General features: G+C 69.9%; 17 protein-coding genes and 1 pseudogene. 10 read left to right on the forward strand and 8 right to left on the reverse strand.

Annotated features, from left to right (window positions below):
• Positions 1-197 precede the first annotated feature (197 nt).
• From coxB to E5843_RS14445, 3 genes are read left to right on the forward strand one after another with little or no spacing between them, the layout of a single operon-like run.
• Complete coding sequence (coxB, locus tag E5843_RS12800) at positions 198-917, forward strand: cytochrome c oxidase subunit II (RefSeq protein ID WP_136412849.1); 720 nt, start codon at positions 198-200, stop codon at positions 915-917.
• On the forward strand, positions 914-3,445 hold the full coding sequence (ctaD, locus tag E5843_RS12805; protein WP_141066057.1) for a cytochrome c oxidase subunit I: 2,532 nt from the start codon (positions 914-916) through the stop codon (positions 3,443-3,445). Before coxB ends, ctaD begins: the two co-directional genes overlap by 4 nt.
• Entirely contained in the window at positions 3,445-4,347 is a 903-nt protein-coding gene (locus E5843_RS14445; RefSeq protein WP_244240783.1) for a DUF2231 domain-containing protein, read from the forward strand. Before ctaD ends, E5843_RS14445 begins: the two co-directional genes overlap by 1 nt.
• A gap of 614 nt (positions 4,348-4,961) precedes the next feature.
• Here the strand turns inward: E5843_RS14445 and E5843_RS12815 are convergent.
• Entirely contained in the window at positions 4,962-5,426 is a 465-nt protein-coding gene (locus tag E5843_RS12815; protein WP_136412850.1) for a CopD family protein, read from the reverse strand.
• A gap of 257 nt (positions 5,427-5,683) precedes the next feature.
• On the opposite strand from E5843_RS12815, the gene E5843_RS12820 reads away from it, so the two are divergent.
• Both E5843_RS12820 and E5843_RS12825 read left to right on the forward strand, forming a co-directional pair.
• The gene (locus tag E5843_RS12820; RefSeq protein WP_136412851.1) at positions 5,684-6,574 is read left to right on the forward strand and encodes a cytochrome c oxidase assembly protein; all 891 of its coding nucleotides are present in this window, start codon (positions 5,684-5,686) and stop codon (positions 6,572-6,574) included.
• Positions 6,575-6,727: 153 nt separating this feature from the next.
• Positions 6,728-7,471, forward strand: a complete 744-nt coding sequence (locus tag E5843_RS12825; RefSeq protein ID WP_136412852.1) for a hypothetical protein — start codon at positions 6,728-6,730, stop codon at positions 7,469-7,471.
• A gap of 77 nt (positions 7,472-7,548) precedes the next feature.
• Here E5843_RS12825 and E5843_RS12830 read toward each other — a convergent pair whose 3' ends face one another.
• The 3 genes from E5843_RS12830 to E5843_RS12840 all read right to left on the reverse strand — a co-directional run bounded on the left by E5843_RS12830 (position 7,549) and on the right by E5843_RS12840 (position 10,863).
• Entirely contained in the window at positions 7,549-8,040 is a 492-nt protein-coding gene (locus E5843_RS12830) for a PepSY domain-containing protein (protein WP_166816020.1), read from the reverse strand.
• Between the two features lie 124 nt (positions 8,041-8,164).
• On the reverse strand, positions 8,165-9,571 hold the full coding sequence (locus tag E5843_RS12835; RefSeq protein ID WP_136413110.1) for a UdgX family uracil-DNA binding protein: 1,407 nt from the start codon (positions 9,569-9,571) through the stop codon (positions 8,165-8,167).
• 47 nt (positions 9,572-9,618) lie between these two features.
• Positions 9,619-10,863: a putative DNA modification/repair radical SAM protein gene (locus tag E5843_RS12840; RefSeq protein ID WP_134674302.1), complete on the reverse strand. Its 1,245-nt coding sequence runs from the start codon at positions 10,861-10,863 to the stop codon at positions 9,619-9,621.
• A gap of 259 nt (positions 10,864-11,122) precedes the next feature.
• On the opposite strand from E5843_RS12840, the gene E5843_RS12845 reads away from it, so the two are divergent.
• Together E5843_RS12845 and E5843_RS12850 are read left to right on the forward strand one after the other, a co-directional pair.
• Entirely contained in the window at positions 11,123-11,320 is a 198-nt protein-coding gene (locus E5843_RS12845; protein WP_134674303.1) for a hypothetical protein, read from the forward strand.
• A gap of 84 nt (positions 11,321-11,404) precedes the next feature.
• Positions 11,405-13,459, forward strand: a complete 2,055-nt coding sequence (locus tag E5843_RS12850) for a M3 family metallopeptidase (RefSeq protein WP_136412854.1) — start codon at positions 11,405-11,407, stop codon at positions 13,457-13,459.
• On the opposite strand, the gene E5843_RS12855 is transcribed toward E5843_RS12850, so the two are convergent.
• Positions 13,456-14,427 (reverse strand): helix-turn-helix domain-containing protein, encoded by a 972-nt coding sequence (locus E5843_RS12855; protein WP_166816022.1) that lies wholly within the window; start codon positions 14,425-14,427, stop codon positions 13,456-13,458. The genes E5843_RS12850 and E5843_RS12855 overlap by 4 nt on opposite strands.
• A 292-nt stretch (positions 14,428-14,719) precedes the next feature.
• Here E5843_RS12855 and E5843_RS12860 point away from each other — a divergent pair, with 292 nt between their 5' ends.
• A complete protein-coding gene (locus tag E5843_RS12860; RefSeq protein ID WP_166816023.1) occupies positions 14,720-16,543 on the forward strand; it encodes a tetratricopeptide repeat-containing sulfotransferase family protein in 1,824 nt (607 codons plus the stop codon).
• On the opposite strand, the gene E5843_RS12865 is transcribed toward E5843_RS12860, so the two are convergent.
• The gene (locus E5843_RS12865; RefSeq protein ID WP_244240784.1) at positions 16,528-17,148 is read right to left on the reverse strand and encodes a 2OG-Fe(II) oxygenase; all 621 of its coding nucleotides are present in this window, start codon (positions 17,146-17,148) and stop codon (positions 16,528-16,530) included. The genes E5843_RS12860 and E5843_RS12865 overlap by 16 nt on opposite strands.
• Positions 17,149-17,185: 37 nt before the next feature.
• Positions 17,186-20,125, reverse strand: coding sequence for a TonB-dependent receptor domain-containing protein (locus E5843_RS12870; protein WP_141066060.1), 2,940 nt, complete (start codon positions 20,123-20,125; stop codon positions 17,186-17,188).
• A gap of 232 nt (positions 20,126-20,357) precedes the next feature.
• Between E5843_RS12870 and E5843_RS12875 the strand changes: the two genes are divergently transcribed.
• Positions 20,358-20,729, forward strand: a complete 372-nt coding sequence (locus E5843_RS12875) for an EF-hand domain-containing protein (protein ID WP_136412861.1) — start codon at positions 20,358-20,360, stop codon at positions 20,727-20,729.
• Positions 20,730-20,817: 88 nt separating this feature from the next.
• Here E5843_RS12875 and E5843_RS12880 read toward each other — a convergent pair.
• Positions 20,818-21,342 (reverse strand): annotated as a pseudogene (locus tag E5843_RS12880) (DUF2242 domain-containing protein); the annotation flags it as partial.
• Positions 21,343-21,492: 150 nt separating this feature from the next.
• Between E5843_RS12880 and E5843_RS12885 the strand changes: the two are divergent.
• A complete protein-coding gene (locus tag E5843_RS12885) occupies positions 21,493-22,269 on the forward strand; it encodes a hypothetical protein (protein WP_134674310.1) in 777 nt (258 codons plus the stop codon).
• Positions 22,270-22,297 lie beyond the last annotated feature (28 nt).

A 22,297-nucleotide genomic window follows, 5' to 3' on the forward strand; every position in this document is an offset into this window, starting at 1 on the left:
GGCGTGCCTGACGCCGCACGCGACAGAAAACGCGGCGCCTTCGGGCGTCGCGTTTTTTTGCGGCGCCTCAACCGGACGCATACAGATTGGCCGTCGCGCGCGCTGGAAGCGCATTCACGCGACCTGCCCACAGCGGTCGCTAGCGTGTGCACCGCGTCGAGCATGGCGCGGGGACTGTTCGAGGACCACGGACCACGATGCGGCGCCATCACCGCTCCTTCCTGATCGCCTGCGGGACGCTGGCGCTGCTGGCCGCCTGCGTGCGTGGCCCGCAGTCCACGCTCGATCCCGCCGGTCCCGCCGCGCATGGCATCGCGCAGACCTGGTGGCTGATGTTCTGGCTGTTCGCCGCCATCTGGCTGATGGTGATGGTGATGGTGTGCTGGGCACTGTTCCGTGGCCGCAACACGCGTGCACTGGGCAGGCCGACGCGGCTGATCGTGGCCGGTGGCCTGCTGATGCCGACTACCGTGCTGGTCGGCCTGCTGGCCTGGGGCACCGCCACCAGCAGCCGCGTCACCGGTCTTGGCGAGACGCAGCAGCATGTGATCGACGTGGTCGGCCGGCAGTGGGAATGGGAATTCCAGTACCGCGACGACGAAGGCCGCGTGCGCGCCACCAGCGACGTGGTCCTGCATCTGCCACGCGGCGAGATGGTGGAGTTCAACATCACCAGCGAGGACGTGGTCCACAGCTTCTGGATCCCGCGGCTGGGCGGCAAGATGGATGCGGTGCCCGGGCGCATCAACACGCTGCGCCTGCGCGTGGATGACGACGGCGGCCGTCCGCTGCGCGGCCAGTGCGCGGAGTTCTGCGGCCTCGAGCACACCCACATGATCTTCGCCGTGCAGGTGATGGAGCCCGACGCCTGGCGCGCATGGCGCGACGGCGGCGGCACGGCCGGGACGGCACGATGACCACCGCGCACGGCCCCGGACGCATCGACGAGGTCGAGAACCGCCGTCGGCTCGATGCGCTCGCGCAGATCTGGGGCACCGGCCGCGGCATCGTCGCCCAGCTGACCGCGGTCAACCACAGCACCGTGGCGATGCGCTTCATCGTCACCGGCCTGGCCTTCCTGCTGATCGGCGGGATGCTGTCGATGTTCATCCGCCTGCAGCTGGCGTGGTTCGGCATGGAGGTGCTGGACCCGCGACGCTACGCGCAGTTCGTGACCATGCACGGCACCACGATGATGTTCCTGTTCGCGGTGCCGATCATGGAAGGCTTCGCGATGTACCTGGTGCCGAAGATGCTCGGCGCGCGCGACCTGCCGTTCCCGCGGATGTCGGCGTTCGGCTGGTGGTGCTACCTGTTCGGCGGCCTGTTCCTGTACGCCAGCTTCCTGTTCGATGCCGCACCCGACGGCGGCTGGTTCATGTACGTGCCACTGACCGATGCAACCTACTCGCCCGGGCTGGGCGCGGACTTCTGGTTGATCGGGGTGACGTTTGCCGAGATCGCCGCGGTGACCGCCGCGGTCGAGCTCATCGTCGCGATCCTGATCACCCGTGCGCCGGGCATGGGCATCCAGCGCATGCCGCTGTTCTGCTGGGCGATCCTGGTGATGGCCTTCATGATCGCGTTCGGCTTCCCGCCACTGATCCTCGCCAGCATCCTGCTGGAGATCCAGCGCGCGTTCGATTTCGCCTTCTTCGATGTGCCGCGCGGTGGCGACCCGCTGCTGTGGCAGCACCTGTTCTGGCTGTTCGGCCATCCCGAGGTCTACATCATCTTCCTGCCGGCCTCGGGCGTGGTGTCGATGCTGGTGGCCACCTTCGCGCGGCGGCCGATGGTCGGCTACACCTGGATCGTGCTGGCCTATGTCGGCACCGGCTTCCTCAGCTTCGGGTTGTGGGTGCACCACATGTACACGGTGGGCATCCCGCTGCTGGCACTCGCCTTCTTCAGCGCGGCGAGCATGGCGGTGGCGATCCCGATGGGCATCCAGGTGTTCGCCTGGATCGCCACCCTGTGGGCGGGGCGGCCGCAGTTCCGGCTGCCGATGCTGCACCTGTTCGGGTTCTTCTTCGTGTTCGTGCTCGGCGGGCTGACCGGGGTGATGCTGGCCTTCGTGCCGTTCGACTGGCAGGCGCACGACACCCATTTCGTGGTCGCGCACCTGCACTACGTGCTGATCGGCGGGTTGATGTTCCCGATGTTCGCCGGGCTGTACTACTGGCTGCCGATGGCGAGCGGGCGGATGCCGTCGGAGAGCATCGGCCGCACCGCGTTCTGGATGGTGTTCATCGGCTTCAACCTCGCGTTCCTGCCGATGCACCTGACCGGCCTGCTCGGGCTGCCGCGCCGCGTCTACACCTACCCCGCCGACCTCAACGTCGAATGGCTCAACCTGCTGTCGACGGCGGCCGGCTTCGTGCTGGCGGTGGGCATGCTGGCGATCCTGATCGATCTCGGGCTGTCGTTCCGCCTCGGTCGCCGCGCCGCGCAGCGCAATCCGTGGGAAGCGGGCACGCTGGAGTGGGCGCTGGCATGGCCGGTACCGCACTACAACTTCGCCTCGGTGCCCGTGGTCGATGACCGCTACCCGGTGTGGTCCCGCCCCGCCCTTGCCGACGAGAGCGCACGCGCCGACGGCCTGCTCGGCGATCCACGCGATGGCCGCCGCGAGCTGCTCGGCACCGGCGTGCTCGGCGCCGAGCCCGAACAGGTCATCCGCGTCTCGCACTCGACCTGGTGGCCGCTGCTGGCGGCGCTCAACATCGCCGCGCTGCTGGCCTGCTTCATCGCCAAGGTCTACTGGGGTGCCGCACTGCTCGTGTTGCCGCTGCTGGCGATGTTCGCCGGCTGGCTGTGGACCACCGGCGACCGCCACGCCCCGGCCACCGTGGATATCGGCGATGGCCGCCTGCTGCCCACGCAGTACAGCGCGCGCAATGCGCCGGGCTGGTGGGCACTGGTGATCACCCTGCTGATAGACGGCTCGCTGTTCGCTTCGCTGGTGTTCGCCTATTTCTACCTGTGGCTGGACACGGCGGCGTGGCCACCGCCGGGCATCGCGATTGGCTGGCTCGCCCTGCCGCTCACTGCGCTTGCGTTGCTGCTGCTGCAGGGCGTGGCGACGTGGTGGGCGGGCCGCGCGCTGCGGCGTGGTGCCATCGGTGGCACTGCGATCGCGCTGCTGGCTGCGGCTGGCCTGGGCGCGGCCTTCATCGGCGTGGAAGCCTGGGCACTGGCCGGACCGGTGGGCGTCCCGCAGGCGCATGCCTATGCCTCGGTGGTGTGGACGCTGGCCGGCTTCCACATGCTGCACGTGGCGATCGCGGCACTGATGTCGGTGTTCATCGCCGCACGCGCACGCGCGGGCTACGTGACCGCCGTGCGCACGCTGGAGCCGCGGGTCGTGGTCGGGTTCTGGCGCTACACGGTCGGCATCGGACTGATCGCCTGGGTGGTGATCCACGTGTTTCCGAGGGTGATCTGATGCAGGCGCTGTCGCCGCACCGGTTGACCGGCATCGCCGCGCCGTGGGCGGTGTGGGCGCTGCATTTCGTCACCGTCTACAGCCTGCAGGGCGTGGTCTGCGCGGAGGACGTGCTGCGGTGGGAGCTTGCCGGTGCCGAAGCCGCCACGTGGATCCTGGTTGCGATCGGCACCGTCGCCGTGGCTGCCACCGTGTGGCTGGGGCTGCGTGGGCTGCGCGCTTGGCGCCACGCACGGCGCGACGTGCAGCCGGATGTCGCGACGCGCCGCGAACGCTTCTCGACGGCGGTCGTCGCCCTGTCCGGGCTGCTGGCCACCATCGCGATCACCTTCACCACGAATTCCCGTCCTCATGCTGCCGCCCTGTGCCTGATGCGCAAGACCCTCGAACAACCCAAGCCCCGCACCACCACCCACTCGGTGCGCAGCCGGGTGGCGATCGCCAAGCATCCGCTGCACCCGATGCTGGTGGTCTACCCGGTCGCCCTGCTGAGCCTGGTATTCCCGGCCGACCTGCTGTCGCTGTGGTTCGACACCGTGTTCTGGTCGCAGACCGCGTTCTGGATGAACGCCGTGGGCCTGGCGATCGGCGTGGTCGCGGGCATTGCCGGCACCGCCGACATGTTCCTGATCCGCGTGGTGCGCCGGCACGTCTCGGCATGGAACCACTTCATCGTCGCGGTGATGGTGCTGGCGATGGCCGGGCTGGGCGTCTGGCTGCGCGCGCCGGATCCCGCTGCCGCGGTATGGCCGTGGGGCCTGCTGCAGTCGGGCGTGCTGTTGCTGCTGGTAATGATCGCCGGCTGGCTCGGCGGCACGCTGAGCTTCCGCCATGGCATCGGCGTCTACGGCGAAGGCAATCCGCACGAGCACGAAGCCGACGACAAGCCGCCGGCGGAGTGAGTCCGCGGCCGTTGATCCGGATGTCTGCGCGACGGCGCGCAACCTGATGGGCGGAATGAGCGTCTGATGTTCTCCGGATCGGCGGCGTTCCTGTCGAACCAGAGCAGCGGTTTCAGCTGGAACCGGGAAAGGGGGTTTGGCTGGCACCGATCGAGCAGGTGTTCACCAGGGTGACGTGAGCGTCCTCCGCATGGGCGGCGGTTGGCTGGCACCGGGCCAGCCCGCCACGGCCACAGGGGGATGCCCAGCCGGATATCTCCGCGTCCAGCTACCACATCCGGCCGCCGACCATCCATGGCCGGCTCTGGACATCCCCCTGCGTCCGCGGCGGGCCCCGAGCTGGCGTCGCGTCTGGGCGAGGATCAACAGCGAAGGCAGCCGGGTGGTCTTGGCACGCGCCGCCGGCTGCAACCGCTCGGATTTCGGTGCCGAAGCCTGCGGACGCACGAGCCCGTCGCGTGCACCGGGGGGTGTGCGGACAGCCGGCCATGGATGGCCGGCGGCCGGCCGTGGCAGCTGGACGCGGACTCCGGCCGGGGGAGCACACCCCCCGGTGCGCGTGACGGGCAGCGCGGACACATCGAGGAGCCACCCAGGGCGCATGAACCCGCTCGTCAATCCTCGCGGTCGACTCCATGCACCGGCGGTGGCGGCAGGTCGCCGATGGTGCGTGGCTTGGCGCCGGTGATGGCGGCGATCGCCAGCAGCAACACCAGTGGCACCGCGCCCAGCGCACGGAAGAACCACGCGCCGTGGCGGTCGTTGCCCTTGCCGAGCTGGTAGAGCAGCAGGCCGAAATACAGATGGAACAGCACCGCCACCGCGACCACGGCGAGCTTCATCACCAGCCAGGCGCCCTCCGGCCGCCATGCGATCAGCACCAGCCCGAGGGTGATGGTGACGATCGCGGCGGGCGTCGCGATGCCGAAGAACAGCGTGTTGGCGACCGGGTTGAAGTACGCGGCCTCGCCATCGGCTTCCTTGCGCTGGAAGGCCACGAACAGCCGCGGCAGGAAGAACAGGCCGGTGAACCAGACCGCCATCGCCGCGATGTGGAAGAACTTGAGCCAGAAGTACATGGGGTCTCCGCAAAGCGCATGCTTGATGGGCGAACGTGCTCGTCGTGCCCTCATCCGGCCCTTCGGGCAATCCCGCATGCGGGAGAAGGGTCGGCGGAAGACAGCGAGCCGCGTCGTGCGACAGCCGGGTGACACCGCGCCATCGCGACCCTAGACGAGCACGCGCGGGCATCGCGTGTACGGGGTATCTACATGCCTGCGGCCACTGGCTTGTTACGGTGTCGCCCATGCGTCGACTCCGACCTTCGATGACCGCCATGGCCGTTGCTGCCACGGCGCCCCTGTGGCCATGGGCTGCCTTTGCCCACGACGGCCACCCGCATCCACCCACGCTGGCGCAGGCGTGGACGCTGTCGCCGATGGTGCTGGTGCCGTTCGTGCTGCTGGCGGCGCTGTATGCGCTTGGGCTGCTGCGGCTGTGGCGGCAGGCCGGCATCGGCCGCGGCGTCAGGATCGCCGACGTCGCGGGGTTCTGGGCCGGCATGCTGGCACTGGCGCTGGCGGCGATCTGGCCGCTGGACGCCTACGGCGCCTGGTCGCTGGCCGCGCACATGGCCCAGCACATGTTGCTGCTCGCGCTGGTACCGCCGCTGCTGCTGGCCGGCAAGCCGTTCGCGGTGGCCGCGTACGCGCTGCCCAGGCGCTGGTCGTCGGCATTGCACGCCGGCCTGCATGCGCCACTGACCAGGGTATCCACCTGGCTGGTACCGGCGGCCGTCGCCCACAGCGCGGTGATGTGGGCCTGGCATCTGCCCGGTGCGCTCGAGGCGGTACTGGCCAGCGAGCCGCTGCACCACCTGATGCACCTGTCGTTCCTGCTCGCCGGCATGTGGTTCTGGGCGGCGGCATGGCGACGCCTGCGCGATCCCGGCAGCGGCGCCGGTGGCGGCGTGGTCGCGCTGCTGGCGGTGATGATGCAGATGGGGTTCCTCGGCGCGCTGCTGGCGTTCTCGCAACGCGCGCTGTACCCCGTTTACGCGTTGCGCGCGCCCGAAGTCGGCCTGTCCGCGCTGGCCGACCAGCAGCTGGCCGGGATCCTGATGTGGGTGCCCAGCTGCATTCCCTATCTCGCCGGCGGCCTGTGGCTGCTGTGGCAGGGCCTGGGCCGGAACGAACGGCGCAACCGGACGCGGGAAACGGGGCCGTAAGCCGGCCGGCGTGGCGGCCGGGCGGAGCGTAGGGGAGCGTAGCGGCGCGTAGCGGCGCCGCCGGTTGGAACGGACGGGATGCGGCGGGCGGGCTTTCACCACATGATTGCCTTTCGAACCCGACCATGCGGGCTCCGCCCCGAAGGAACGACCATGCGCCTGCTCGTGCTGATCGCCGCCCTCGCCATGCCGGTAGTGGCATGGTTTTCCGTCCAGGGCGTGTTCGGCCCCGACCAGTCGGAAATCTCCTCGCGCTATCCGTTGCTGGTGCAGCCGGCCGGGTATGCGTTCTCGATCTGGAGCCTGATCTTCCTGCTCGACGTCGGCTATGCGCTGCGCCAGGCCACCGGGCCGCGCAAGCGTGACCGGCTCTTGGCACGGATCGCCCCGGCCACGGCGCTGGGCTTCGCCTGCACGGCCGTGTGGATGCCGGTGTACTCGCGGGAATGGCTGTGGCTCTGCGTGCTGCTGATCCTGGTCGCGCTGGGCACGCTGTTGTGGGCCGCATGGACGGCGCACCGCGGCAAGGCCGACCTGTGGACGCGCACCGCGCTCGGGATGCATGCCGGCTGGCTGTCGATCGCGGCGGTGCTCAACCTGGCGCAGGCACTGCTCGGCGCCGGCGTGCTTCCCGCCGACAACCAGCTGGGCTGGAGCTTCGGGCTGCTCGCGCTTGCCATACTGCTGGCATTCGCTGCCAATGCGGCGCTGCGCGGCGCCTACAGCTACGCGGCGGCGGCGGCGTGGGGTTTCCTCGGCGTCACCGTGGCACTGGCCCGCGGCAGCGAGGCGCCCGTGCTGGGCTGGACCGCACTGGCGCTGGCGATTGCGCTGCTGGTGCAGACCGCATGGCTGCGCCGGCGCCGCCGCGGACGCGGATCCGGCTTCAGCCGCTGACAGGTATCGCGTTCGCCTGCGCACACGAAAATGCCCGGCACGTGCCGGGCATCGTCGTTCCGGTCGGCCGACCTGCGTCAGTCGATGCGTTCGTGCAGCACCCGGCCATCGGTGGGGGCGATGCGCAGGTTCAACTTCTGGCCCTCGGCGTTGCGTGCCTCGGCTTTCCAGATGCCGTCGTCGAATTCGACATCGTCGATGTGCTGGTAGCCGCCGGCGGTGAGGCTGGCGCGCACCTCGTTCTCGGAGATGCGTGCAGGCGCGTTGTCGGGGAAGACGTCGCCGGTGGCGGGATCGAGATACACATCGTTCTTGTTGCCGTCGGCGCTGTCGACATCGGCGCTCCACAGGCCGTGTTCGAACTCGAGGTCGCGCACATTGCGGAAACCCTCGCCCTCGAGCGCCGCGCGCGCCTGGGCCTCGGTCATCGTGGTCTGGTGGGCGCCGTGGTGGCTGGTGTCGGCCTGCATCGCGCCGGCAGTGTCGGCGCGCTGCGCGGAGGCGGTTCCGGCCGCGGACAGTGCCAGCGCCAGCAGCGCGACGCGGACGTGGGAATGACGATGCTTCATGGCTTCGGCTCCGTATCGGGTGTGTCCGGAGTGTCCGCGCGAGCGGCGCAATCCGCGGTGAAACCCGCCAATGTCGCTGCGGCGGCCGCGCCCTGCGTTCACCGCCGTCCAGGGCAGGTGACGATCAGCCGACGTGGTCGACCAGCAACCGCAGGTCGTCGACGAATCCCGCATAGGCCAGGTCGCGCGACGCCGCATCACCCTGGCGCAGCACCCAGGCCGGATGCACGGTGGCCAGGCCACGTGCGCCCTCCAGCGCGTGCCAGCGGCCGCGCCCCTCCATCAACCGGAAGCCGCCGCCGAACACCGCCTGCGCGGCGGTCGCGCCCAGGCACACCACGACCTCCGGCTGCAGCGCGGCCAGTTCCTGCTGCAGCCACGGCCGGCAGGCACGCACATGCGAGACCTCCGGGTTGCGGTGCAGGCGGCGCTTGCCGCGCGGCTCGAAACGGAAGTGCTTGACCGCGTTGGTCAGCCACAGGCGCTCGCGTGCGATGCCGAGCTCGGCCAGTGCGCGATCGAGCAGGCGCCCGGCGGGGCCGACAAACGGGCGCCCGCTGAGGTCCTCCTCGTCGCCGGGCTGTTCGCCGACCACCACCACCCGCGCATCGTGCGGACCTTCGCCGAACACGGTGCGCGTGGCCGGTTCCCACAGCGGACAGCGGCGGCACGCGGCGGCCGCCTCGCGCAACGCGTCCAGGCCCTGCACCGTCGATGCCGGCTCGGGCGCCGGTGCGGGAATGCGTCGACGCGGCAACTCCGGCGCACGTTCCGCCATCGCCTGCACGCGCGGCCCCGCCTCGCGCAGCAGGGTCGGCAACAGCGCCGCCTCGGGCAGGCCCTTCCAGTATTTCTGCGGCATCTCCGAACGCATCATCGTCGGGTTGAGCCGCGCCGGATTGAAGATGTGCGCGTAATAGGTGCGCCACAGCGCTTCCTGCGCATCGTCGGAAGGCGCATCGCCACGCGTCGCGCCCGGGCCGTAGACGAGCGCCTCGCCCGCCCAGGCCACGCTGCGGTACGGGGTGAGGATGGCCCAGTGCATGCCGGCGAAGCGGCGGGCGAAGAACGGCGCCACCCGGTCGAGAATGCGATGTGCCGGTTCGAACCAGGCGATGTAATGGTCGTCCTGCCCCGGCACCTCGCGGAAGCGCACGAACGCCTTCATCTTGTGGCTGTCGCGGCGCACCGCCTTTTCCAGCATGCGCACGCGCTGCACATCGGGATCGCTGGCGCGTTCGAGCAGCCGAGGCTCACCGGACGCCATCCGCCACAGCAGCCGGTACAGCAGGGCGAAGCGCTGCGGATCGGTGTGGCAGGCGACCGTCGACACCAACGCGGGGAAGTCGGCATCCACCCGCGGCGGCGGCCGCGTCGCCGGCAAGGCCTGCAACGAAGGCCCTGCCACCAGCATCGCCTGCGGATCGCCGTCCCAGACCAGGTGCTCCGGAGCGAGGCCGGCGCACCATGCCTGGCGTGCCAAGGTGCGCCAGGCATCGCCATCCCAGGGCGGATCGACGACTGCCTGCACCGCCCCCGCCGTCGGCGCGGCAGAGGCGTCGCCGAACAGATCCGCGCTCACGCGAACAGGTCCGCCTGCTGCGGCGGTGGCGCCAGCTGCGCGCGCAGTCGTGCGGGATTGTCGAGCCCCCCGCGCGGCACATGGTCGGGCAGCAGCAGGAACGGCAGCGTCTTGCGCAATGGCACCCGCAGCCGCGCGAGATCGTCCACCCGCAACGCACCCTGCCGGCGCGACGCGACGATGCGGTCGACATTGCGGGTGCCGAGCCCCGGCACCCGCAGCAACAATTCGCGCGAGGCACGGTTGATGTCCACCGGAAACTGCTCCGGATGGCGCAGCGCCCAGGCGAGCTTGGGGTCGATGTCGAGGTCGAGCATGCCGCCGGCATCCGCCGGCGCGATGTCGTCGACGCCGAAGCCATAGAAACGCAGCAGCCAGTCGGCCTGGTAGAGGCGGTGTTCGCGCACCAGCGGCGGCGCCTTCGACGGCAGGCGGATCGAGGCGTCGGGGATCGGCGAGAACGCCGAGTAGTAGACGCGTCGCAGGCGGTAGTTGCCGTAGAGGTTGTCGCTGGTGTGCAGGATGCTGCGGTCGTTGGCGCCATCGGCGCCGACGATCATCTGCGTGCTCTGCCCCGCCGGTGCGAAACGTGGCGGCTTCGCGCGCCCCGCGCCACGATCACGGCGCTGCTCGCGGTTCTCCTCGATGCGCCAGCGCAGCTCGCCCATCGCCGCGCGGATACCGGGCAGCTTCTTCTCCGGAGCCAGCTCGGCAAGCCCGGCCTCGGTCGGCAGTTCGACGTTGATGCTCAGGCGGTCGGCGTAGCGCCCGGCCGCGGCCAGCAGCTCGGGTGCGGCGTCGGGAATCGTCTTGAGGTGGATGTAGCCGGCGAAGCGATGGTCCTCGCGCAGGCTGCGCGCCACCTCCACCAGCTGCTCCATCGTGTAGTCGCTGGAGCGGATGATGCCGCTGGAGAGGAACAGGCCCTCGATGTAGTTGCGCTTGTAGAAATCCAGGGTGAGCTTCACCACCTCGTCGGTGTTGAAGCGCGCGCGGCGCACGTTGCTGCTGACGCGGTTGACGCAATAGGCGCAGTCGTAGATGCAGAAATTGGTGAGCAGGATCTTCAGCAGCGAGACGCAGCGGCCGTCCGGCGTGTACGAATGGCAGATCCCCATGCCTTCGGTGCTGCCGATCCCGCCGGTGCCGAGCGAATGGCGCTTCGATGCGCCGCTCGACGCGCAGGACGCGTCGTACTTGGCCGCATCGGCCAGGATCGCAAGCTTGTCGACGGTCTCCACCACGCAAGCGTGGCGGGTCGATGTCTCAATCCGTGAGACAAGGCATTGGAGCGGTTCATCCGACTGAACAGCACCGCCTCGCAAACCGCTGATTCCATGCGGTTTTTCACGCCGCCCTACAGGGACGCCGACTACGTTGGGACACGCGCCGCGCCCGACCGTCTCCGTGGATCACGGCCAGTCCCGCGCAGCGCGACCAGATTCCCCGGCGAGCCGATGGTTGCACCATCGTGCCGATGCCTGAAACAGAGGTTGTCCCATGTCCCGCCCCGAACTCGATCGTCGCCTGACCGATCTCCGCCAACGCCTGCCGCAGATGCGCCAGCAGAATCCGCACGACAGCGATTTCTGGGCCGCGTTCTCGCACGAGACCCGCTCCCTGTCGCGCGACACGTTGTCCGCCGAGGACACCAGCTGGCTGCAGAACCGTATCGTCTCGATCCTCGCGACCCCCTGAGCGCGCGCGGCGGCATCGCCGCCCGGCGCCGCCTTGCGGCCGGTCCTGCTGGAATCCGACCGGTCGCGCCCCCACCATCCGGGGATGACCAACCCCCTCCTCGACTTCTCCGCACTGCCGCGCTTCGATGCGATCCGGCCCGATCATGTCGTGCCCGCGATCGATACCCTGCTGGCCGAGGCCGCGGCCGCGCTCACCCGTGCCACCACGGCGGCCGCCGTCAGCTGGGACGACCTCGTCGAACCCCTGCACGACGCCACCGAACGCCTCGGCCGCGCCTGGAACCAGGTCGGCCATCTCAATGCGGTGGTCAACACGCCCGCTCTACGCGAGGCCTACAACGCCGCGTTGCCGAAGGTGACGCAGTTCCACAGCGCGTTGCGACAGGACCCGGCGCTGTACCAGCGCTTCAGGGCGCTGGCCGCGGCACCCGAAGCCGCTGGCTGGAGCGTCGCGCGCCGGCGCGTCGTCGACAACGCGCTGCGCGATTTCCGCCTCGGTGGTGCCGAACTCGAACCCCACGCACGCGCGCGCTTCGCGCAGATCCAGCAGGAACTGGCGGCGCTGTCGGCGAAGTTTTCCGAGCACGTGCTCGACGCCACCGATGCGTGGTCCTGGACCACCACCGACGAGGCCGAACTCGTCGGCCTGCCCGCCGACGTGCTCGCGCAGTGCCGTGCGGATGCGCGGGACGCGGGCGAGGACGGCTGGCGCCTGAACCTGAAGATGCCGTGCTATCTGCCGGTGCAGGCCTACGCCGACAACCGTGCACTGCGCGAGCGGCTGTACCGCGCCCATGGCGTCCTCGCCTCCGACGCCGGTCCTTCCGAGCTCGACAACGGCCCGCTGATCGACCGCATCCTGGCGCTGCGTGCGGAGCAGGCCCGACTGCTCGGGCACGCCGACTACGCCGAGCTGTCGCTGACCACCCGCATGGCGCGCAGCGCCGACGAGGTGCTGGCGTTCCTGCGTGACCTCGCCGGCCGCGCGCTGCCGCATGCGCGCCGCGACCGGGTCGAACTCGAAACCTTTGCGCGCGACACGCTCGGCCTCGACGCGCTGCAGCCGTGGGATCTGGCGTGGGCATCGCAGAAGCTGCGCGAGGCGCGTTACAGCTATTCCGGGCAGGAGGTGAAGCGTTACTTCACCGGGCCGCGCGTGCTGGCCGGCCTGTTCGATGTGATCCACAGCCTGTACGGTCTGCGCGTCGAGGAGGACAGCGCTCCGGTGTGGCACGCCGACGTGCGCTTCTACCGGCTGGTGGATGGCGACGGCCGCCCGGTCGGGCAGTTCTACCTCGACCTCCATGCACGCGAGGGCAAGCGTGGCGGTGCGTGGATGGACGACTGCCGCAACCGCCGCGATCGCGCCGACGGCTCGACGCAGACCCCGATCGTGTACCTGGTCTGCAACTTCGGCCGTGGTGTCGACGGCGCGCCCGCGACCTTCAGCCACGACGAGGTCGTGACCCTGTTCCACGAGATGGGCCACGGCCTGCACCAGCTGCTGACGGAGGTCGGCGAGCTTCCAGTGGCCGGCATCAACGGCGTGGAGTGGGACGCGGTGGAACTGCCCAGCCAGTTCATGGAGAACTTCTGCTGGGAATGGCCGCGGGTGGAAGCGATGACCGCGCATGTCGACAGCGGCGCGCCACTGCCGCGCGACCTGTTCCAACGCATGCTGGCGGCGCGCAACTTCCAGAGCGGCATGCAGACCGTGCGCCAGCTGGAGTTCGCGCTGTTCGACATGGAACTGCACGTGGGCGATCCACCGGCCGACGTGCTGGCGCTGCTCGAACGCATCCGCGACGAGGTCGCGGTGAACCGGCCGCCGTCGTGGCACCGGTTCCCGCACCAGTTCGCGCATATCTTCGCTGGCGGCTATGCGGCCGGGTACTACAGCTACAAATGGGCCGAGGTACTCAGCGCCGATGCCTACGCCGCGTTCGAGGAACAACCCGATGCGGTGGCCGCAACCGGCGCGCGCTTCCGTGCCGAGATCTTGGCCCGTGGCGGCAGCCGCCCGGCGCTGGAGAACTTCCGCGCCTTCCGTGGCCGTGACCCCAGGATCGATGCCCTGCTGCGGCACGGCGGGATGGCGCCCGAGGCCTCCGCCGCAGGCGCGGGATCACCGGCCTAGGCCTCCGGCAGCAACTCACCCCGTGGCAGCCACCCCTGGGCGATCGCCATCGATCCGCCGCCCTCCAGCATCACGGATGACGGGCTGGCGGTCATGCGGTCCGTTGCAGAGCCCGGGGCAGGCAGGCCATCGCGCCGCGCGCTGGTCGCGGTGCAGCCGAAGGCCTGCTTGAACGCACGGCAGAACGCGCTCTCGCTCTCGAAGCCCAGCGTCTCGGCGATCTCGCACACCGGCATCGACGTCCCGCACACCAGCTCCCGGGCGCGCTGGCAGCGCAGGCGCGCGGCGTACTCGTTGGGTGTCTCGCCGAACACGTTGCGGTAGAGGCGGACCAGGTGGCAGGGCGAGTAGCTGGCGCTCGCCGCAAGCCGGCCAAGCGCCATGTGGTCCTCGAGGTGGCAGCGGATCAGGTGCTGCACGCGCAGCAGCCGCAGCAGGGTCTGTTGCCTGCGCAGCCGCGTGCGGCCGCTGCAGCGTTGCAGGTGCGTGTGCAGGTCCTGCTGGTGTTCGAAGATCGCGTGACGCAGGTCGGCGACGATCCCTGCAACGGTGGCCGGATCCTGCGCCTCCGCGCGCCTGCCGCTGCGTGCGAGCCGAACCAGCGGCCGCATGACCGCACGCGGGCACGCGGCCTCCCAGGGCAGCATGTCGGTCACCGGCGCGCGCGTGCCGGGATGCCATGCGGTGGCCGGCCCGGTCAGCATCAGCCACCAGCCATGGCCATGGCTGGCACAGCGCAGCGATCCTTCGAGCCATAGCTGGTAGCGGCCCCGCGACAACGGCCAGTCCGTGTCCTGGCTCCGCAGCTCCAGGCAACCCGACAGCACCACGCACAGGCTGATCCAGCCGGCAGGCACCTGCATCCGGTTGCCCCGGCCGCGGCCCCGCACCAGGTTGAGACACTCGCTGTCGAGGGTGGCCGGTGCCAGCGACTGGGATCCGTGCAGCAGATGGTGCTGGACTCGCACGCGAGCGTCCTCCCGGATCATCCGGCAGCTGTCGGCAGGTTCCGCCCGTGGCCGCGGCCCGGGCAGTGCAGGAAGTACCGCCTGCGAAAACGTTCTCCGCGATCGTTGACGGACAGCTGTTGACCGGAGATGAACGCATCCGCCGACGGCGCGGCGCGGCGCGAGCACGTTGGCTCGATCACGCACCACCGACCGCGCACGCAACCGGATGCACGCCGCCGGCATGGTTGTACGCGTGCAGGTGCAGGCGGATAGTCCGCTGCGGACCCGCCACGAGCCTCCGGAGTGCCCGATGCGCCCTGACAGTCCAGCGGAGCTGGAGACCGCCGAGCAGTTGTTGCGGCAGGGCGATGCGCAGGCGGCGCTGCGACACGCATCGGCAGCACGCGCGGACGGCACGCACGAACCGGGCTGGATGCGCTTGCGGGCGCTGGCGCTGGCCGCCAGCGGTCGTGCGGAGGAGGCGCGCGCGCTGTTCGCCGCCTACGCGCAACAGCGGCCGCAGGAGGCGGACGCTTGGGTGAACCTCGGCAATGCGTGCCTCGACTGCACGGACGGCGAGGGCGCCCTGCAGGCGTTCATGCGCGCCGGTGCCGCCGGGGCGCAGGGCGTGCCGTACCTGCTCGGGCACGGTCTGGCGCTGATGGCGCAGGGCCGGTTTGGCGACGCGCTCGCCTGGCTGCAGCGCGCGCAGTCCGAAGAGCCGGATGCCGCCGACGTCCGCCTGGCCCACGGCCAATGCCTGGCCGAGCTGGAGCGTTACGACGACCTGGCCGCCTGCGTGGCTGCGATCGATGCGGCAGGCCTGTCGTTCGAGCAACGCACGGTGCTGGCCTGGCTGCTGGCGCATGCCGGACACGAAGGTGCCGCACAGGCGCTGTTCGCCGAACTGCTGGCCGAACGGCCCGGGGCCTCGGCGCCACGGGTGCGGCTGGCGTTGCTGCTGGAACGCCTGAACCGCGTGCAGGAGGCGGAGGCGCTGCTCGCGGTAGTCGGTGAAGTGGATACCGCCATGGCATCGATGGCGGCGTTGGCGACGGCACGCATGGCGCGCCGTCGCGGAGAACCCGGCGAGGCCGTCCTCGTCCTCGCACCGGCCGCCGACCGCGAGGGCGATCCCGCGATGGCCGCGCAGTTGTGGTTCGAGCTCGCCGCATGCCACGACCGCCAGCAGCACGCCGATGCCGCGATTCAGGCGCTGGCCCGGGCCCATGCCCACGCGCGCCGCGCGCTGCGCCAGCGGCACCCGGATCTGGAACAGTCACAGGTGCTGGGCTGGCTGCGGCAGCGTCTGCACCGTCCGCTGCCGGCGCCGTACCCGCCGCGCACCGGCGATCCGCCTGACCCGGTGTTCCTCGTCGGCTTTCCGCGCTCGGGCACCACGCTGCTGGAACAGATGCTGGGACAGCACCCGGCGCTGCAGGTGCTCGACGAGCGCCCTGCACTCGAACGCGTGATCGAGGTGATGCGCCGCGCTCCAGGCTGGCGCGACGACGACCTCGATGGCGCGCTGGCACGGCTGGACGCCGGGCAACACCGCGCGCTGCGCGCCCACTACCGCGACGAGGTGGCGCGCCACCTGCCGCCGGGCGGACGGCTGGTCGACAAGTACCCGCTGTACCTGACGCGCGCGAGCTACATCCAGTGGCTGTTCCCACGCAGCGACTGGCTGCTGCTGCTGCGCCATCCCTGCGACTGCGTGCTGAGCTGCCATTTCCAGGCCTTCGGCCTCAACGGCGGTGCGCTCGCCTTCGATTCGCTCGAATCCACCGCACGCACCTACGCCGCGGTGATGGGCCACTGGGAGAAACAGCGCGTGCTCGCCGGCCCGCGCGTGCACACGCTGCGCTACGAGGATCTCGCCGCTGCACCCGGCGACACCGTGGCCGCGTTGATGGCATTCCTGTCGCTGGTGCCACAGCCCGGGCAGCATGCGTTCCACGCGTCGGTGGTCGAACGCGGACAGCGCATCCGCACGCCCAGCTACGCGCAGGTGGCCGAGCCGGTGCATGTGCGTGCGGTCGGGCGCTGGCAGCGCTACCGCGCGCATTTCAGCCCGGGCACGCTCGAGCTGCTGGCGCCCTTCGTCGAACGCTACGGCTACACGCTGGACTGAGTGCCCGGCGCCGCCGCCGGGCCTGTCTGCACGAAGCGCAGGTAGGTGGACAGGATGTACTTGTCCTGGCGTGGCGACGGCTCTCCCTGGTGCGCGTACAGCCAGTACGGCGGGAACATCAGCAGCCGCCCCGCCTTCGGCGCCACGCCGGTCTGCAGGCCGGGAAACCACGTCCGGCCGCCTTCCTCGACATCGTTGAGGTACCACAGGAACACCAGGTAGCGGTCGCAGACCTCGTTGATCGAGTCGAAATGGGTCTGGAACTTCTCCTGCCCGCCGGCGCGGTAACGCTTGAGGATCAGCGGACTGAGCAGCGGGCTGTCCGGCACCGGGATCGGAAGTCGCACGTCGGCGTTGTAGCGCTGCAGCTGGCGGCTGACCAGCTGGCGGAACCAGGCGAGGAACGGCGCGTCCGACAGCCGGCTGACATCGAGCTCGGTCCACGCGCTGTCATCCAGGCCGGGGCGCACGCCGCGCCCGTTGACCTGCTGGAAGCGGGCCAGCGCATCGAAGGAGTCGATGAGCTTGCGGCACATCGCCGGTTCCAGCCCGTCGTCGTAGACGCGGATGTAGTGCGCGAGTTCCGCATCGCACGTCCCCGCCACGGCGGTGGCCGCGGCGGGGAGCGATGCGGCCCCGTACTCAGAAACGGGCTGTCCAGCGCATCCAGTAGAACCGGCCGATGGCATCGTAGGTCCGCATGTCGGTGGAGGCATTGAAGCCAGAATAGATCAGCGGCGGCTGCCTGTCGGTGAGGTTGCGGATGCCGACCTGGATCGAGCTGTTGTTGAGCTCGGCGAAGCGGTAACCGATCTGCAGGTCGGTCTGGGTGAACGACGGCACCCGCCGCCTCGCCACGTAGCCCGGGTCGGTGACATCGGCGACATCCGGCGCCTCGTAGACGTGGTGCACGTAGCGCGTGGTGAGGCTGGCGCTGAAGTCGCCCAGCGTCCAGCTGATGTCGTTGAGCGCGCGCCAGCGGGCCATGTTGCCGAAGCCGGACGACGCGTTGTCGACGAACGTGCCGGCCAGGCCGACGCTACCGGGAATGCCCGGGAACGCACCGACGTTGCTGCTGGGATCGCCCGACAACAGCTGCACCTCGTACTCGGCCAGGTAGGTGGTGTCGAGGTTCCAGCGGAAGCTGCCCCAGTCGGTTTCCGGGAACAGGTAGCGCAGTCCCAGGTCGACGCCGGACGTCTCCAGGCTGCCGAAGTTGCCGATGAGGTTGGTCATCTGCGCCACGTCGCCGGCATCGTCGCGGATGAAGGTGTCGCAGAAGCGCCCGAAGTTGAAACACTGGTTGAGCATCACGTTCTCGGGCAGGTTGACGATGAACTCGTCCAGCTTCACCCGCCAGAAATCCGCCGTGAGCGAGAAGCCCTCGAACCAGCCCGGGCTGTACACGAACCCGTAGGTGAGCACGTCGCCCTGCTCCGGCAGCAGGTTCGGGTTGGCGACCTGGAACGAGGTGACCTGGTTGTTGCTCTGCCGGAACGAGCCATCGGTCGGCACCCCGGCGCACGCACGCGGATCGGCGGTGGCCTGGCCGGTGTAGCCGTTGCACGGGTCGGTGTACGTGTTGGCGCTGGGTACGGTCGGTGCGAACAGGTCACCGATGGTCGGCGCACGGAAGGCGTCGGCGAACGTCGCGCGCACCAGCAGGTCGGCGAACGGCTTCCACTCCAGGCCGATCTTGGAGTTGGTGGTGTCGCCGAAGTTGGAGTAGTCGGAGTACCGCGTGCCGAGCGAGACGCTCAGCCGTTCGGCGAACGGCACGTCTTCCAGCAACGGGATCAGCGCTTCGGCGTAGAGCTCGCTGACGTCGAACTTGCCGTTGATGTCGCCGAACGTACAGGCCTCCTGGGTGATCAGGCACACCGTTTCGCCCGGCGGGATGATGGTCAGGAAGTCGCTGCTGGAACTCGCCGCCTCCCTGCGGTGTTCGACACCCACCGCCAGCGACACGACGCCGGCGGGGATCTCGAACAGGTCGCCGGTGACGTTGGCATTGAACACCTCGAGGTCGTTCTCGTTGGTGTTGTGGATGGTCGGGTTGATGAGCTCCAGCGCCGCGAGCTGCGCCTGTCCCGCCGGGGTGGTCGGATCCGGCGGCGGGCCCATGAAGTTCACCGGCAGGCAGCCGGCGATCGCGGTGGCGGGGTTGCCCGGCGTGCGCACGCAGATCGGGTTGCCGGTGGCGGGGTCGATCATCGACGGGCCCAGCGCATCGGTCAGGCCCGGGCTGTACAGGTAGCCGCGCACCGTCGACGACTGCGGCGTGCGGCCGTAGCCATAGGAGGCGTCCCAACTCCAGCTGCTGCCGCCGAAGTTGCCGCGAAGCCCGCCGGTGATCTGGTAGGTCTCGGTCTCGAAGCGCGTCGTGCGGGTGGGGATGAAGTCGCGCAGGCGCAGGCGGGCGTCGGCGATGTCGACGCCGAAGGGGTTGTAGAGGCTGTCGCCGCTGATCGGCACGTTGTCCACCGCCGCACGGCCGTCGAACGGCAGCGGCGCGATGAAGAACGAGGATTCGGTGCGCAGCCAGGAGCCGAGCAGGAACGCCTCGATGTTGTCGCTGACCTGGTAGTTGCCGCTCAGGAACAGCGCGGTGCGTTCCTGCGGGGTCAGGTTGAGGTTGCCGTCGGCCTGGAAGTTGTAGGTGTCGTTGACCGGATCGAAACAGCGGAAGTCGGTGGGCGCGGTGCCGGGGCGGCCGTCGATGCGGGTCAGCACGACGTTGGCGCCGGCCCCGCAGTTCGGATCGGCGAGGTTGACTCCGGTCGCCGAGGCGCGCGGCACCACATAGCGGCCGGTGAGGATGCGGCTGGTGCCGCCGATGCCGTGCTCGCCGGCGTACAGCTGGTAGGGCTGGCTGGAATACGCGCGGTCGGCGGCGCTGACCTGGTCTTCCTTGTCGTAGCTGGCGCCGAGCATCAACCGCGCGCGGTCGCTGACCATGCCGAACACGCCGTCGAACCGCTGCGTGTCGGCGTCGCCGCGCGACGAGTTGCCGTAGAAGACGCTGGCTTCCAGGCCCTCGAAATCCTTGCGCAGGATGAAGTTCACCACGCCGCCGATGGCATCCGAACCGTAGATGGCCGAGGCGCCGTCCTTGAGCACCTCCACGCGTTCGATCAACGCCATCGGGATGGAGTTGATGTCGACCGCGCCATTGGCATTGGTGACGGTGCCGATCCAGCGCCGCCCGTCGACCAGCACCAGCGAGCGGTTCACGCCGAGGCCGCGCAGGTCGACCGTGGCCGCGCCCGCACCGCCGCCGTTGTTGACCTGCGGATTGGTGGCGGCGCCGGAGATCGCCGGCGTGCGCTGCAGGAAGTCGCCGACGGTGACCGCACCGGACGACTCGATCGACTGCCGGTCGATGGTGAACACAGGGCTCGAGGTCTCCATGTCCGCACGGCGGATGCGCGTGCCGGTGACCTCGATGCGATCAAGGGTAGTGGGCTGGTTGGACTGCCCGCTGGCCTGGGCGAAAACGGCACCGGGCGCGACGACGGCGACGACGGCGGAGATCGGCAGCAGTGCGCGCCGGATGGCTTGATGGAGGGGCTTGATGGTCACGGACGCACTCTTCACGGGAAGGGTGCGGAGAAATTACGAAACGTTAACGGCCCCACGTATGCGGATAGCGCCCGAAATGATGTGCCGCGATGAACATTCCAGCGACCGCCCGCGTCCGATGCCCGGGTGCCGCGCCCGGGGACTGAACAGGTATTGACGTCGACGCGCCTAGAATCCGGTCGTTGCCACGCGTCCGTCCGTCGCCCCGCCAACCCAACGAGGAAGCCCCGCCATGACCATGTCCCGCCTTGCCCTCGCCGTCCTTGCCCTGCTGCCGCTCGCCCTTGCCGCGCAGACCCGGACACAACCGTTGCCACAGGACGGGCACGCGCCGGCTCCGGCCAGTGCACAGGGCTCGCAGACGGGCATCACCACCTTCGGCAACCCCGGCGAACAGCAGGTGATCGTGCGTTCCTACGAGCCCGACGCGGTGCTGCGCAACCAGTACCGCATCGTCTTCGATGCCCTCGACACCAATGGCGACGAGTACCTGGACCGCGCTGAAGCCGCCGCCCATCCGACCCTGGCGGCCGAATTCGGCGGCGTCGACACCGATACCGACGGGCGCCTCAGCAAAGAGGAACTGCGTGGCTGGATCCAGTGACCCGGCGGGAGGGTGACCGGGCGGCGGCGCGACGCGCACGCCGTCTGCACGCTGCCTAGCGCTCGTCCTCGACCTCGCGCACATGCGCGGGCAGGTAATGGCCGAGGCGTTCGAAGAACCGGCTGTAGAACTCCGCATCCTGCACCGTACTGCTGGCCACCCGCACCAGCGAGTCCTCGGTGCTGCCGATCGGCAGCGACACCGAGCCCAGCGCGCTCACGCCGAGGCTTGCCGAGTTGGCACTGCGGCGCAACGCGTAGCGGTCCTGCAATGCGCTGACGAACACCAGCGCGTGGCCGTCCTGCGGCACGCACGACACCCGTACCGCGAGTTGCAGGTGCGAATCGGACTCGGGCTGGAAATTCTTGCTCGCCTCCACCGACGCCGCCTCCGCGCGTCCCACCGCGTAGCCCTGCCCGAGCAATGCGCGGCGCGCGGCCTCGCAGGCCACGTCGGGTCGGGTGGCGAAGGTGCGCGAGTACATGTCGTCGAACGCAAAGGTCTCGCCGAGCAGCGCGGGCCGCGCCTTGCCGGCCTGGCCACCGCCACAGGCGGCGAGCAACGAAGCGACGAGACAGGCGAACAGGACGACGCGGGGCAGGGAAGCGGGCATGGGCAGGTGATCCGGAACGACCGCATAGCTTAGGGCGGTGCATGCCCGCCCGTTGGTGAATGGCTGGATGCGGCACCGCCAACCGGCTGCACGTCGCCTGCACGTCGCGCTGCACGACAGTGGCGGCATCGACCCCTGCGGAGAATCCACATGAGCGACAAGCACACGCCCCGCCAGCCCGACGCCAACCGCGATCCGATCTCCGGCGCCGCCGGCGCACATCCCGGCGGCGTGGCCGCAGGCGGCACCCTGGGCGCCGTGGCCGGCGCCGCGGTGGGCAGCCTGTTCGGCCCGATCGGCACCCTGGTCGGCGGTGCGATCGGCACCCTGGGTGGCGCCGCCGGCGGCAAGGCCGTCGCAGAACGCGTGGACCCGACCGTGGAAGTGGAGTACTGGCGCGACAGTGCGCCCGCCCGCGACTACTACCGCGCCGATGCCGACTACGAGCGTGACTACGCGCCCGCCTACCGCTACGGCACCGAGTCGCGCAACGCCGACATCCGCGCGTTCGACGAGGCGGAGCCGGAACTGCGCGACCGCTGGGAAACCGCGCGCGGCGCCTCGATGCTGTCGTGGAACGACGCCCGGCCCGCGGTCGCCGACGCCTGGCAGCGCACCGACCAGACCTGGCGCACCTACGAGGATCTCGACGCCCATTACGGCGAGACCTACAACCGTGCCGATTACTACAGCGGCGAACACGATTACGACGACTACCGCCCGGCGTACCGGTACGGCACGCGTGCGCGCGCCAGGGACCGCGACGCACGCTGGGACGAGGCCACCGAAGCACGGCTCGAACGCGACTGGGAACATGAGCGCGGCGGCTCGCGCCTGTCCTGGCAGCAGGCCAGGCACGCGGTGCGCGATGCCTGGCATCGCGTCGAACGCGCCCTGCCCGGCGACGCCGACCGCGACGGGCGCTGATCGTTCGACCGCCGCGTCGAGGATGACC

Origin of the sequence: Luteimonas yindakuii, from assembly GCF_004803715.2 — a bacterium.
Classification (GTDB): domain Bacteria; phylum Pseudomonadota; class Gammaproteobacteria; order Xanthomonadales; family Xanthomonadaceae; genus Luteimonas; species Luteimonas yindakuii.